We start from the raw sequence: 13695 nt of genomic DNA on the forward strand, positions 1-13695 counted from the left end.
GACCGGACGCGCCTGCTCTCGGCGGCCTTGCGGCGAGGGGGATCAGCCCTTCGCCGCGGCCTTCTTGTCAGAGGCCTTGGCGGCCTCTTTCTGGTCCGCGGGCAGCTCGATGTTGATTTCGAGACTGGAGACGTCGCCGATGGAATCCATGCGGATTCCAACGGCATCGTCACTCACCTGCACGTAGCGCTTGATCGCCTCGACGATGTCGCGCTGCAGCAGCGGCAAGAAATCGGCGCTGGGACCCGACCCGCGCTCATGCGCGAGAAGGATCTGCAGACGCTCCTTGGCCTGGACCGAGGACTTGGGCTTGCGGTTGAAGGTGAACCCGAAAAGATTCATGCGCTCCTCCCGAAGAGACGTGACATCAGGCCCGGGACCTTCTCGCCTTCGATCTTCATCGGGATGTCCTCGCCATCGAGGCGCGCGACGGCTTCCTCGTAGGCGGTGGCGGCGCGGGACTTCTCGTTGAGGATCACCGGCACGCCGACGTTCGAGGCGCGCAGGACCGCGGGGCTTTCCGGGATCACGCCGAGCAGCGGGATCGCGAGGATTTCCAGCACGTCCTCGACCGACATCATCTCGCCGTCGCCCGAGCGTTTCGGGTCGAAGCGGGTGAGCAGCAGGTGGCTCTTGATCTGGTCTTCCTCGCCGCGCTCGGCGCGGGCGGTCTTCGAGCTCAGCAGGCCGAGCATCCGGTCGCTGTCGCGCACCGAGGAGACCTCGGGGTTGGTCACGACCACGGCCTCGTCGGCGTAGTACATGGCCAGTTGCGCGCCGCGCTCGATGCCCGCTGGGCTGTCGCAGATGATGTAGTCGAATTCCTCGCGGAGCTCGTTCAGCACCTTCTCGACGCCTTCCTGCGTGAGCGCGTCCTTGTCGCGCGTCTGCGAGGTCGGCAGCACGTAGAGGTTGTCGAGCCGGCGGTCGCGGATCAGCGCCTGGTTCAGCTTGGCGTCGCCCTGGATCACGTTGATGAAATCGAACACGACCCGGCGCTCGCAGCCCATGATCATGTCGAGGTTGCGCAGACCCACGTCGAAGTCGATCACGACGGTGCGGTGCCCGCGCGATGCGAGACCGGCGCTGATGGCAGCCGAGGACGTGGTCTTGCCCACGCCACCCTTGCCCGAGGTCACAACGATTACTTTGCTCACTGGCGGCTCCTGTTGAATGCCGAGGTTATCCGAACGGCGCGACGATCAGCCGCTCGTCCTCGAGGTAAATCTGCACCATCTTGTGGCGGACATCGGCGCCGAGGCTGTCCGAGGTCCGGTAGAGACCGGCGATCGCCAGCAACTCGGCGTCGAGCGACTGGCAGAAGATCCGGGCGTTCTCATCGCCGTCGATACCGGCGAAGGCGCGGCCGCGCATGCGCCCGTAGACGTGGATGTTGCCGGCGGCGAAGAGTTCGGCCCCCGAGCTCACCGGGCCGACCACGGTCAGATCGCCCTTGTCGGCGATCACCGTCTGCCCCGAGCGCACCGGCATGGTGACGATCTTGTTCTCCGGCGCGACGCGCTGCGGGATCGGCGCCGGTTCGGGCTGCGGTGCGGGTGCTGTCTGCGTCTCAGGCGCGGGCGCCCGCTCGGGGAACACCCGGCTCGGGCGCTTCTGCTCGGAGCTCGGCAGCGCCCCGCGCAGCGGCGCATCGCGCCCGCCGGTCACCGTGATCAGCCCCAGCCCGGCGGCGGCGGCGCGCAGCGCCTCATCCCCGCCCTGCAGGCCGAAGACCGCAAGCTCGCGGCGGCGCAGGTCGCCGACCAGCTCGGTCAGCGCCTCGGGGGTCACTTCGGCCTGGGATTGCTCGAGGTCGATGATGACCGGCGCGTCGGTGAAGAAGTTCGGGGTTTTCTCCAGCCGGTCGGCCAGCATCTCGTAGAAGCGGGCGTCCGGGGCCGTGCTGAGGCGCAGGGCGAGCGCGGTCAGGAACCGCCCCCGGAACTGGAAGGGTTTCAGTGTCGTCCCGACACCATCGATGTTGCCGCTGGCGACGTCTGTCTGCACGCTTGTTCTTAGCCTTCTGCTCTCGGGCCTGGCACAGATTCGTGTCTGTGCTTCGTTGCATCGTGCATAATCATCCCACGTCCGGGGATCCACCTCCAAGCCCTAATTTTCTCGTCATCGGCAGAGAAATGCCGTGACGAGACTACAACCCTTAGTAGCCGGACGCCGAAGTAAGCACGAAATGATCCGGCCCGACCTCTTGGTACACGTTCGGCTCCGGCTCGTATCCGACCGGGTGAATGGGCGATGGGATGGGCTTGAAATTGAGGTCCTTCTCGGACTTGCGGCGGCGCGGATCGGCGATCGGAACCGCCGACATCAGCGCCTTGGTATAGGGGTGCTGCGGGTTCTCGAAAACCGCCGCGCGCGGGCCGATCTCGACGATCCGGCCAAGGTACATGACCCCCACCTTGTGGCTGACCCGCTCGACCACCGCCATGTCGTGGCTGATGAAGAGATAGGACAGGCCCAGTTCGGCCTGCAGTTCCATCATCAGGTTGACCACCTGCGCCTGCACCGAAACGTCGAGCGCCGAGACGGCCTCGTCCGCGACGATGAGCTTGGGGTTGAGCGCAAGCGCGCGGGCAATGGCGATGCGCTGGCGCTGGCCGCCGGACAGCTCGTGCGGGAAGCGGCGCATGAAGCTGCGCGGCAGCTCGACCCGATCGAAGAGCATGGCCACGCGGTCCATCATCTCCTTGCCCTTGTGCGAGCCGAAATTGCGCATCGGCTCGGCCACTTGGTCGGCGAGGTTCATCTGGGGGTTCAGCGAGGCAAAGGGATCCTGGAAGATCATCTGCATCTCGCGCCGCGCATCCCGCAGCATGTTCGGGCCGAGCCCCATCACGTCGACGCCGTCCAGAACGACCCTGCCCTTCAACGGCTCGACAAGCCGCAGGATCGAGCGCCCGCAGGTGGACTTGCCGCAGCCTGACTCGCCGACGAGGCTGAGGGTCTGGCCCTTGTTGACGGTGAAGCTGACATCCTCGACCGCGTGGACGTTCGACACGGTCTGGCGGAAGAAGCCGCCCTTGACCGGGAAGCGCGTGGTCAGCCCCTCGACGGTCAGAAGAGGCTGCTCGGTGCCGGGGATCGGCTTGATCTCGTCCTGCTCGCGGCCCAGCAGGCGCATCGGCTCGGGCAGCGCCTTGCCGCGCATCTCCCCCAGCTTCGGCACCGCGGCGAGCAGCGCCTGGGTGTAGGGGTGCTGCGGGCGCTCGAAGATCTCCTCGACCGTGCCCTCCTCGACCTTCCTGCCACGGAACATCACCACAACGCGGTCGGCCATCTGCGCCACCACCGCCATGTCGTGGGTGATGAACATCACCGAGGTGCCGGTCTCGCGCTTGAGGCGGTCCATCAGCGCAAGGATCTCGGCCTGGATGGTCACGTCGAGTGCGGTGGTCGGCTCGTCGGCGATCAGCAGGCGCGGCTTGCAGGCCATGGCCATGGCGATCACCACGCGCTGGCGCATCCCGCCCGAGAGCTCGTGCGGATATTGCTTCAGCCGACGCTCGGGCTCGGGGATGCGCACCTGTTGCATCAACTCGAGAGCCCGGGCCTTCGCCTCGTCCTTGGTCATGCCGCGGTGCACGCGCAGACCTTCGGTGAGCTGGCGCTCGACGGTGAAGACGGGATTGAGCGCGGTCATCGGCTCTTGGAAGATCATCCCGATCTCGTTGCCGCGGATGTCGCGCATGACGTCCTGGGAGGCCTTCGCCAGATCCGTCTCGCCGCCGTCCTTGCGATCAAAAATTAGGCGGCCCTTGGCGATTTCTCCGCCGCCGAACTCGATCAGGCGCATCAAGGAGAGCGAGCTGACCGACTTGCCAGAGCCGGATTCCCCCACGACGCAGACGGTTTCGCCCGGCCCGATATCGAAGCTCACATCCTCGACACCGGCCACAGGGCCGTCTTTTGTCTCGAATTCTACGCGCAGGCTTTCGATCCGCGCGATGGGGTTGTCCAGCATGTCGGCCTCTCCGTCTGTATCAGTGCAAACGCTAAAGGCAGCTTCGACAAACTGTCAAACCCAAGCACGGAGTGACCCAAAGGCAATGCTTGCATTTTGCGCGTGTTCTGCTTCGATGACGCCCAAGCGGGATGGGAGCGATCTGAATGCCTGGCCACAAAAGGCCGCACCGACGTCATTTTCCCGCTGATACAAAGAAGAGACCAACCGGTCTTAGGTCGATAACAGGGAGTGACCTATGAAAACGAAGACCCTACTGCTCGGGGCCGCCGCCAGCTTTGTGCTGGCCCCCGCCGCCGCCATGGCGGAGCGCGGCTCGGACGGGCACGTGAACATCATCTACTGGCAGGCACCGTCGATCATGACGCCCTACCTGTCGAGCGGCACCAAGGACATCGAAGCCTCCTCGCTCGTGCTCGAACCGCTGGGCCGCTACACCGAGACCGGGGCCCTGGTTCCCTTCCTCGCCAAAGAGATCCCCACCGTCGAGAACGGCGGCGTGTCCGAAGACCTGAAGTCGATCACCTGGAAGCTGAAAGAGGGCCTGGTGTGGTCCGACGGCTCGCCGGTGACCTCGGCGGACGTGAAATTCACCGCCGACTACTGCATGAACCCCGAGGGCGGCTGCGCGCAGCTCGCCAAGTTCGACCACATCGCGTCGATCGACACCCCTGACGATCTGACCGTCGTGGTGAACTTCGACGAGGCCATGCCGAACCCCTACGGCCCCTTCATGGGCGGCCAGTCCCCGATCCTGCAAAAGGCGCAGTTCGAGAACTGCGTAGGCGCGGCGGCATCGACCTGCACCGAGGCCAACTTCAACCCGATCGGCACCGGCCCCTTCGTGGTCGACGAGTTCAAGCCGAATGACGTGATCTCGCTCTCGGCGAACCCGAACTACCGTGACCCGGCGAAGCCCGCCTTCGCGACCGCCACGCTGAAAGGCGGCGGCGATGCGGAATCCGCGGCCCGCGCGGTCCTGCAGACCGGCGAGTTCGACTACGCCTGGAACCTGCAGCTGGCGCCCGACGTCCTCGCCTCGATGGCAGAAGGCGGCCAGGGCACCCCGGTCTCGGCCTTCGGCACCCTGGTCGAGCGGCTCGAGATGAACATGACCGACCCCTCGCCGAACCTGCCCGAGGGCGAGCGTTCGACCGTGGCGCATCCGCACCCGATCCTGTCTGACTTCAAGGTCCGCAAGGCCCTGTCGATGGCGATCGACCGCGAACTGCTGACCGAGATCGGCTACGGCCAGGCCGGCCGCGCGACCTGCAACCTCGTGCCCGCGCCCGAGCTCTACGCGTCGGACAACACCGAGTGCCTTACCCAGGATCTCGAAGGCGCCAAGGCGCTGCTCGAGGAAGCCGGCTGGACCGACAGCGACGGCGACGGCATCCGCGAGAAGGACGGCATGAAGCTGAGCCTGCTCTACCAGAGCTCGACCAACGCCGTGCGTCAGGACTTCCAGGCCCTGATCAAGGATTGGTGGCGCCAGATCGGCGTCGAGACCGAACTGCGCAACGTCGACTCTTCGGTGTTCTTCGGCGGTGACCCGGGCTCGCCCGACACCTTCCAGAAGTTCTACGCCGACGTCGAGATGTACGCGAACAACTTCGACGGCACCGACCCGCAGTCCTACCTGCAGATGTACCGCTGCGGCAACGAGCCGAAGCCGTCCTCGCAGTGGCAGGGCGAGAACATCAACCGCTTCTGCAACGAAGAATATGACGCGCTCCTCGACGAGCTGGCCAAGACCGGCGAGCTGAGCAAGCGCGGCGAGATCGCCAAGAAGCTGAACGACATCATCACCAAGGAAACGATGACGATCGTTCCCCTCGTGGACCGTGGCCGCGTCTCGGCGCATTCCAACACGCTCGGCGGTGTCATCCTGAACACCTGGGACAGCGAGCTGTGGAACGCGGCCGACTGGTACCGTACCGAAGGCTGACCCTGTGACACGCACGCCCCCGCGCCCCGCGCGGGGGCGTGCCCCTTTTCGGAAGGTCTGCCCGTGACCTCACCTCTCCGGAACCCCGACCTCGGCCCGCGCGGCCGGTTCCCTTTCCCAGCCGCCTGCGCCAAACGGCGACAGCCGCTGCCGCCGCACGGGCCCCACAACAAAGACACGGAATTCATGACGCACACAGCCCGCATCCATGACCGGTGCCGGACGCTGCCGCTGCTTTCGCAGCGCCGCCGCCCCAGCGCCCCCGCCCGCGAGGTCCGCCCATGCTGACCTATGCAATCCGCCGCCTCGTCCTTTCGATCCCGACGCTGCTCTTCATCAGCTTCGTGATCTTCATGCTGCTGCAATTGGCGCCGGGCGATCCCATGGCGCAGGTGCCGCTGACCGTACCGCCCGAAGTGAAGCAGAAGATGCGCGAGGCGCTTGGCGTCGGCGAGCCCGCGCTGGTGCAATACTGGAAATGGCTGGTGCAGGTCTTCTGGATCGAGCCCAAGGTCTTCATCGACTGGCTGACCCGCGACAGCTGGCTGCTCGGCTGGCTGCCCGACACGCATCTCTACAACGGCGAGCTGCGGGTGATCTCCTGGCAGACCCGCTCGCCGGTGATGGACATCGTGCTGCAGCGCATCCCGCAGACGCTCTGGGTCGTCGGCCTGAGCTACATCGTCGGCGTGCTGATCGCCCTGCCCATCGGCATCTACTCGGCCTACCGGCAGTATTCGGTCTTCGACCAGGCCGGCACGTTCATCACCATGGTCGGCTTCTCGATCCCGCCGTTCTTCACCGGTCCGCTGCTGATCGTGATCTTCTCGGTCTACCTCGGCTGGTTCCCGTCGATCTATGACACCACCCACGTGGTGAATGACTGGGCGAGCTTCAAGGTCCAGTTGATGCAGATGATCATGCCGGTGATGGTGCTGGCGCTGCAGACCACCGCGCAGCTCTCGCGCTACATGCGCGCCTCGATGCTCGACAACCTCAATCAGGACTACGTCCGCACCGCCCGCGCCAAGGGCCTGTCCGAGGCCGTGGTCGTCATGATCCACGTGCTGCGCAACTCGATGATCCCGGTGATCACCGTGATCGCGCTCGGCGTGCCGGCGATCTTCGGCGGGGCGATCATCACCGAGAACGTGTTCAAGGTGAACGGCATCGGCCAGCTGCTGATCACCGCGCTCTTCGCGAACGATCTGCCGATGGTGATGACACTGACCTTCATCTTCGCCGTGCTGATCGTTGTCTTCAACCTGATCGCCGACATCCTCTACGGCCTTCTCGACCCGAGGATCCGCTATGACTGAACCCGTTCCCGCCTCCCCCGCCCCGATCGAGGCCCTGCGCGACAAGGGCCCCGACAAGCCGCCGCGCTCCAAGTGGAAAGACGTCTGGGCCCAGTTCCGCAAGCACAAGGGCGCGATGATCGGGGCCTTCTTCCTGATCTTCATCACCCTCGGCGTGCTGGTCGGCCCCTATCTCTGGACGCTCGATCCGCAGGCGCTGGACATCCGCGCCAAGGACATGCGGCCGATCTACACCGCGCTCTGGGACAGCACCGCCAAGGTGAGCTGGGCGCATCCGCTGGGCAGCGACCAGCTGGGCCGTGACAACCTTTCGCAGCTGATCGCCGGCGGGCGCGCCTCGATGGCGGTGGGCTGGGCGGCGATGATCCTGTCGCTGGTGATCGGGGCCGGCATCGGCGTGCTCGCGGGCTATTTCAGGAAGCTCGACGGGCCGCTCATGCGTCTGACCGATCTCTTCCTGAGCCTGCCTATCCTGCCGCTGCTGCTGGTCGCGGTGACGCTGTTCCGCCAGCCGCTGCGCGCCAACTTCGGACCCGAGGGCGGCATGTTCATCCTCATCGTCACCGTGGTCGGCATCACCTCGTGGATGCCCACGGCGCGCATCGTGCGCGGCGACGTGCTGGCACTCAAGGAACGCGAGTTCGTGCTGGCGGCGCGCTCGATCGGCACCAAGCCGTTCCAGATCATCAAGCGCCACCTGTTGCCCAACGTGCTGTCGCCGATCATGGTCTCGGCAACGCTGGGCCTTGCCACGGCGATCATCACCGAGAGCGCCCTGTCGTTCCTCGGGGTGGGCTTTCCCTCGGACTTCCCGACCTGGGGCAAGATGCTGGCCGACGCGGTCGCGCGGATGGAAGACTTCCCCGAGCGGGTGATCCTGCCGGGCATCGCCATCTCGCTCACCGTGCTCGGGGTGAACTACCTCGGCGACGGGCTGCGCGACGCTCTGGACCCACGCATCCGGGGCCGCTGAGCCAGACATCCACTGAAACCGCACAGGGCGGGAGGCGCAAGCCCCCGCCCTTTTTCATGCCGCGCGCCAGCCCTGCGCCGGGCAAGGGGCCGTGCCTTGAGTATTTGAAGAGAGAAGAATCCACAGCGCGCGCGGAAGGCCCGCCTTGTTCCCGGCACAGATATCCCGGAGCTGAAGTGCCTGCAGGCAAAGAGAGGGGGGCGGCCCCCCTCCTCTTCCCTGATCAGTAAAGACCGCCCGAACTCAGCGTGCCAAAGGAGGCCTTCGGACCCACCGTCGCCTTGCGCCCGGTCGACGTGGTGACCTCGCGCGGGCGGGTCGAGCCGTCGGGCTGGATCATGTCGAAATTGCCGGACATCGCCCATCCGCCGTCGAGCTGGATGCCGAAGAGCGGCTCCTCGCCCGAGCGGAAGCATTCGGCGACGACATTCTCGCCCGAAGCGTCCGGCCCCAGCCGCGCGCCGGTGAAGCGGTCCATCTTGAGGAAGTTGCAGGCGGGCGGCACCTTGAACTGGCCGCCGCCGTATTTCTCGACCGCTTTCAGCATGAACCGGTTGAACACCGGCCCGCACATGCCGCCGCCCGATGCGCCGCGGCCCAGCGGGCGCGGCGTGTCGTAGCCGATGTAGCAGCCGGCCACAATGTTCGAGGTGAAGCCAAGCATCCAGACATCCTTGGCGTCATTGGTGGTGCCGGTCTTGCCGGCGGTGGGCACCGGCAGGTTCACCGTGCGCGACGCGGTGCCGCGCTGTACAACGCCCTGCATCATCGAGGTCAGCTGGTAGGCGGTCACCGCGTCCATGATCCGGTCGCGGTTGTTGCGGATGTCCGGCCCGCGGCCCGGCGGCAAGTTGGGATCGGCGCAGTCGAGGCAGCTGCGCTCGTTGCCCTTCTGGTACTCGTGGTTGTAGACCGTGCGGCCATAGCGGTCCTGCACCCGGTCGACCAGCGTCGGCTCGACCCGCTCGCCGCCGTTGGCAAACATCGCATAGGCCGAAATCATCTTGTAGAGCGTGGTCTCGTCCGCGCCGAGCGCATTGGCCAGAACCCGGCCCATGTTGTCGTAGACGCCGAACTTCTCGGCGTAATCGGCGACCGTGTTCATGCCGATTTCCTGCGCGAGGCGGATGGTCATCAGGTTGCGCGACTGTTCGATCCCGGTCCGCAGCGGCGTCGGGCCATAGTAGGTGTTGGACGCGTTCTTGGGCCGCCAGACGCCCTGCGGCGTGTCGATCTCGATCGGCGCGTCGATGATGATCGTGGAGGGCGAGTAGCCAGAGTCCAACGCCGCCGCATAGACGAAGGGCTTGAAGCTCGAACCGGGCTGACGCAGCGCCTGGGTGGCGCGGTTGAACACCGAGTCCTGGTAGCTGAAGCCGCCCTGCATGGCGATCACCCGGCCGGTGTTCACGTCCATCGCCATGAAGGCCCCCTGCACGCGCGGCACCTGGCGCAGCGTCCAGCGAATGAACTCGCCGGTCTTGTCGTCGGTCATCGCACGCACATGCACCACGTCGCCTCGCTCGAAGTTGTCGGCGAAGCTGCCCTTGGCCCAGCTGATGTCATTGCGGGGCACCACGGTCGGACGCTCGGCGGTGTCCTCGACCCCTTCGATGCCGAGCCGCATCTGCTGCTCGCCCACCTCAAGCACCACGGCCGGATACCATTGGCTGTCGAGATCGATGTCGCGCGCCACGGCAACGGACGCGAGTGCCGCGCGCCAGTCCGCTTCCGAGCCGAGCTCCTCTTCGGCGATGGTCTTGCCGGTGCCGCGCCAGCGGCCCAGGCTACGGTCGTAATCTTCGAGCGCGACGCGCAGCGACTTGGCCGCCTCGACCTGCATCTCGGGATCGAGCGTCGCACGGACCGACAGGCCACCGGAGAAGAATTCGCCCTCTCCGAACTCAGAGGTCAGCTGACGGCGGATCTCGTCGGTGAAATAGTCGCGCGGCGGCAGCGAATGCTGGTAGGGCTCGAAATCGCCGTTCTGCACCGAGCGCAGCGGCTGGGCCACCTCGGTCTCGAAGGTGGCCTCGTCGATATAGCCATTCTCGCGCATCTCGCGCAGCACGTAGTTGCGGCGGTCGAGAAGGCGCTGCATGTTCCGCACCGGGTGGTAATCCGACGGCGCCTTGGGCATCGAGGCCAGCGTCGCCGCCTCGTGCGGGGCGAGCTCCGACAGGCTCTTGTTGAAATAGGTCTGCGCCGCCGCGGTCACGCCGTAGGAGTTCTGGCCGAGGAAGATCTCGTTCAGGTAGAGCTCTAGGATCTTGTCCTTGCTCAGGGTTTCCTCGAGCCGCGAGGCGAGGATAATCTCCTTGATCTTGCGCTCGATCTTTCGGTCGCCCGAGAGCAGGAAGTTCTTCATCACCTGCTGGGTGATGGTCGAGGCGCCGCGCACGTCGCGGCCGCGGGTACGTACCGCGTCGACCACGGCGGCGGCGATGCCGCGCACGTCGTAGCCATGGTGCTCGTAGAAGTTCTTGTCCTCGGCGGAAATGAAGGCCTGCTTCACCATGTCGGGGATCTGGTCCGCTGGGGTGAAGAGCCGCCGCTCCTGCGCGAACTCGTCGATGATCTTGCCCTCGGTCGAATAGATCCGGCTGATCGTGGGCGGGGTGTATTGCGCCAGGCTCTCATGGCTCGGCAGGTCGCGGCCATAGATCCAGAAGATCGCGCCGATGGACAGCGCGATCGCCATCAGCCCGAGGGTGATGACGCTGAAGATGGCCCCGAAGAAGGAGAAGATGAACCTGATCACGAGCAATGCCTCTTTGGATTGCAGACCCATTATACTGCGTTGGACTTCAGGTCAAAACACATAGGTGCCACTGGGGCGATGACGAGCGCGAGCCCGCTGCCCCTGCGTCAGAGCTTCCGGCCCATGACCGCGTTGGATGGCCTGCCTGCTCGGCAAGACCTCAGGCACTGCCGTTGCACCGCACAGATGCGCCAGACACCGGGCACGGCTGCGCGCCGCATCACCTGCGCCCACGCCCTTGGACTCGCCTCTTTCCCGCAAGGCGGCATATCGAAATTGCATGGTTGCACCGACTCCAGTGATATTGACCTTTTTGGGGAACGCGAAGGATATTCAGGCACACAGGGGGCGCAAATTTCTATCGAAAGATAGGATCAAGGGACATGCGCGAGTTGTACCCTATGTCCTTCGATACCACGGGGCATGATTCCGGACCCCGAGAGACACCAAAGGATAAAGCCGCCCGGCAACCGAAATGCATGATCAGCGCAAAGGCATTATCCGAAGGAACTTCTCTCTAATATTCATATACTTGTCGGCGCACCATCGGATCACCAACTCTCTATCAGAGGGAGTATGTGATTACTCCTGAAAAGGTGCCACTATTCCCGCATAAGCCACAGACAAATTGACACCAACGGCGGAGGTAGCCTTATGCTGTCGAGACTTATTTCCGCGCAGATTTCCAGCATCGGTAAAATGCTCAATAAAAGTGATTGGTCTGATCGAGTTATCGATCGGGCGATTGATATGCTGGATCGGCTCGCGGACCGTATAGAGCGCCTGACTGATCGCAACGATCGAATTTCAGATCGTCACCACCATCAGGATCACGACAATGATAGGCCGGTAGAAACGGCCATCGATATGGAACTCGGAGGCAGCGCGGAGGCCGTCGGCGAACATACCATCGCCTCAGCGGACCTGCGTGCCAAACTGACGGACACCGACAATGCGTCCTTCGCGGTGGCCTCGTCGACCTTCAGAGCGGCGGCAGAAGGCGGGGCGGAATTTGCGCTGACGGACGCCTATTGCGACGTGGACGGCGCGGACTTCGTCTTCAGCCGGACGGTGACGACGACCGGACGGAACTGGGAGACAACGACGACGAAGGTCATTGCCGTGGATTTCGCCTTCCTCGACAACGGCCGACCTATCATGGTCACACCTCATTCGACCTATACCGTGAACAGCTACCAAAGCGTGGCCGACGGCAACGTGGCCACGGCAGACTTCGACGTGAAGGCCAACGCAGAGGACACCCTGGCGGATGTCTACGCCGGCGTGCTGGCGATCGAGGACACCTATTCCGGTTCGTCGATCGACGCGATGCTGGCCATCGGCTGAAACGGCGCCCAAGCTGAGGGGACGCGGCGGAGTTTATCCTGCCGCGTCCCCGTGCGTCTGTGTCGCCGAGGCCTTGGGCCCGGCGTCATTCAACCTGCCCCCGGCGCCCCCCGAGAACAGCTCACGAGAGGCGGCGGCCGGGTGATGCATCTACGGTTGCGCCGGCTCCGCTGTCACCTCCGCACCGAGCCGAAGGAGTCCAAACGCGCGCTTCTGGGGCTCGAGCTCAGCCTCCCGGATGTTCCCGAATATCAGCCACATAGGCTCGCAATTTCCGGGTATCCGCCGATTTATCCAGACGAATAGGTATCGCAATTGCACCCCTTCCAGCACTTGACCGGGTGTAAACTGTGAGCGCACGAAGGAGGATACCATGCTTGATTTGACCGCCACTCCAGCCTCGAAGGGCTTGCCCGAGGCGACCACAGAAGCGCAGACACCGATCCAATGGCCGAACGATCAAAATGACGACGTCTTTGATTTCCAAGACGCGTTTGATTTCGGCTCGGGCAGGCTGACCACAAGAACCTTGCTCGACTTTACCGAATGGGACGAAGACTCTCCGGTCAGTGGAAGCTACGACGTCTCCGTCAATGAAGAGGCCGCGAGTTGGCAATCAGAATTGCTGCTCGAGACCGAAGACGACGGCGGCCCGGAGATGACCCTGAAGAGCCTGGTAGAGTTCCGCTCGGATGCGGCAGGCAAGGCCTTTGAGACCCATATCAGCTTCAAGGCGCAATCCCCGGGGTTTGCGGAACCCCCCGCTGAGGTTCCGGAGACCCCAGCCGAGCCCAGCGCCTTCGCGTTTTCATTCTTTTTCGATTTTATTTAGACCAGATCGAATATATACGCGCGCCGCTCGGTATATTCACCGGCATGCGCTGACATCACGATTGTGACGCAATTTTCCGAAAAACCCCGCGAGCAGACAATCTTCCGGCTAATACCCATTATTGCAGTTGTAAAGAATTATTTCCCGAGTGAATGTTCTCCTACATCGAGAATTCTCGGTGCAATTAGACTAATACGAATTACCAACAACGAGGAGATAAGATATGACATTCCCACACTACCCGCCGTCGTCGCCGGATGTGGATTTCGACAAGGACATTGATGTCGATATCAACATTGATCTCGATACCACTGTCGATATCTATAAGACTGTCGACATTGATGTCTGGTCGACTGTTTACGCGGACGTTTGCATCGATGGCAACACCGCTGACGTCACCTTCGATATCGAAGCCGTGGGCGAGGACACGTTCACCTCGCTGGACATCGCGGTGCTCACCATTGAAGACGATCTGTCGAGCATCTCCGGCGCCATTACCTCGGCCGTAGGCTGAAGAACGCGCAGCGGGCGGTCAA

Annotated in this window: 11 protein-coding genes; 6 read left to right on the top strand and 5 right to left on the bottom strand. The window is 64.0% G+C overall.

The window, feature by feature from the left end; genetic code table 11:
* Nucleotides 1–42 precede the first annotated feature (42 nt).
* The 4 genes from minE to G0Q01_RS19825 form a co-directional block, all read right to left on the bottom strand.
* Nucleotides 43–342 carry a cell division topological specificity factor MinE gene (minE, locus tag G0Q01_RS19810; RefSeq protein ID WP_108965003.1) on the bottom strand — a complete coding sequence of 100 codons (300 nt, stop codon included), beginning with the start codon at nt 340–342 and terminating at the stop codon, nt 43–45.
* On the bottom strand, nt 339–1157 hold the full coding sequence (minD, locus tag G0Q01_RS19815) for a septum site-determining protein MinD (RefSeq protein ID WP_095882785.1): 819 nt from the start codon (nt 1155–1157) through the stop codon (nt 339–341). The genes minE and minD overlap by 4 nt, the downstream gene beginning before the upstream one ends.
* Before the next feature lie 25 nt (nt 1158–1182).
* Entirely contained in the window at nt 1183–2007 is an 825-nt protein-coding gene (gene minC / locus G0Q01_RS19820; RefSeq protein ID WP_164191996.1) for a septum site-determining protein MinC, read from the bottom strand.
* Nucleotides 2008–2158: 151 nt separating this feature from the next.
* Nucleotides 2159–3979, bottom strand: a complete 1821-nt coding sequence (locus tag G0Q01_RS19825; protein ID WP_108965001.1) for an ABC transporter ATP-binding protein — start codon at nt 3977–3979, stop codon at nt 2159–2161.
* A gap of 238 nt (nt 3980–4217) precedes the next feature.
* On the opposite strand from G0Q01_RS19825, the gene G0Q01_RS19830 reads away from it, so the two are divergent.
* From G0Q01_RS19830 to G0Q01_RS19840, 3 genes are all read left to right on the top strand, one after another.
* Nucleotides 4218–5927, top strand: coding sequence for a peptide ABC transporter substrate-binding protein (locus G0Q01_RS19830; protein ID WP_164191999.1), 1710 nt, complete (start codon nt 4218–4220; stop codon nt 5925–5927).
* Nucleotides 5928–6208: 281 nt separating this feature from the next.
* A complete protein-coding gene (locus G0Q01_RS19835; protein ID WP_164192002.1) occupies nt 6209–7246 on the top strand; it encodes an ABC transporter permease in 1038 nt (345 codons plus the stop codon).
* Nucleotides 7239–8219, top strand: a complete 981-nt coding sequence (locus tag G0Q01_RS19840; protein WP_108964998.1) for an ABC transporter permease — start codon at nt 7239–7241, stop codon at nt 8217–8219. The genes G0Q01_RS19835 and G0Q01_RS19840 overlap by 8 nt, the downstream gene beginning before the upstream one ends.
* Before the next feature lie 223 nt (nt 8220–8442).
* On the opposite strand, the gene G0Q01_RS19845 is transcribed toward G0Q01_RS19840, so the two are convergent.
* Complete coding sequence (locus G0Q01_RS19845; RefSeq protein ID WP_164213755.1) at nt 8443–10980, bottom strand: PBP1A family penicillin-binding protein; 2538 nt, start codon at nt 10978–10980, stop codon at nt 8443–8445.
* Nucleotides 10981–11634: 654 nt separating this feature from the next.
* On the opposite strand from G0Q01_RS19845, the gene G0Q01_RS19850 reads away from it, so the two are divergent.
* The 3 genes from G0Q01_RS19850 (at nt 11635) to G0Q01_RS19860 (ending at nt 13673) form a co-directional block, all read left to right on the top strand.
* The gene (locus G0Q01_RS19850) at nt 11635–12327 is read left to right on the top strand and encodes a hypothetical protein (protein WP_159099561.1); all 693 of its coding nucleotides are present in this window, start codon (nt 11635–11637) and stop codon (nt 12325–12327) included.
* A gap of 373 nt (nt 12328–12700) precedes the next feature.
* Entirely contained in the window at nt 12701–13159 is a 459-nt protein-coding gene (locus G0Q01_RS19855) for a hypothetical protein (protein WP_164192005.1), read from the top strand.
* 223 nt (nt 13160–13382) lie between these two features.
* Complete coding sequence (locus G0Q01_RS19860; protein ID WP_164192008.1) at nt 13383–13673, top strand: hypothetical protein; 291 nt, start codon at nt 13383–13385, stop codon at nt 13671–13673.
* Nucleotides 13674–13695 lie beyond the last annotated feature (22 nt).

The sequence above is a fragment of the Salipiger sp. PrR007 genome (genome assembly GCF_010499845.1).
Lineage (GTDB): Bacteria > Pseudomonadota > Alphaproteobacteria > Rhodobacterales > Rhodobacteraceae > Salipiger > Salipiger pacificus_A.

Bases quoted from the DNA above. Each gene is read 5' to 3' on its own strand.
- minE (WP_108965003.1), bottom strand. From the start codon at position 342: ATGAATCTTTTCGGGTTCACCTTCAACCGCAAGCCCAAGTCCTCGGTC.
- G0Q01_RS19825 (WP_108965001.1), bottom strand. From the start codon at position 3,979: ATGCTGGACAACCCCATCGCGCGGATCGAAAGCCTGCGCGTAGAATTC.
- G0Q01_RS19830 (WP_164191999.1), top strand. From the start codon at position 4,218: ATGAAAACGAAGACCCTACTGCTCGGGGCCGCCGCCAGCTTTGTGCTG.
- G0Q01_RS19835 (WP_164192002.1), top strand. From the start codon at position 6,209: ATGCTGACCTATGCAATCCGCCGCCTCGTCCTTTCGATCCCGACGCTG.
- G0Q01_RS19840 (WP_108964998.1), top strand. From the start codon at position 7,239: ATGACTGAACCCGTTCCCGCCTCCCCCGCCCCGATCGAGGCCCTGCGC.
- G0Q01_RS19850 (WP_159099561.1), top strand. From the start codon at position 11,635: ATGCTGTCGAGACTTATTTCCGCGCAGATTTCCAGCATCGGTAAAATG.
- G0Q01_RS19855 (WP_164192005.1), top strand. From the start codon at position 12,701: ATGCTTGATTTGACCGCCACTCCAGCCTCGAAGGGCTTGCCCGAGGCG.
- G0Q01_RS19860 (WP_164192008.1), top strand. From the start codon at position 13,383: ATGACATTCCCACACTACCCGCCGTCGTCGCCGGATGTGGATTTCGAC.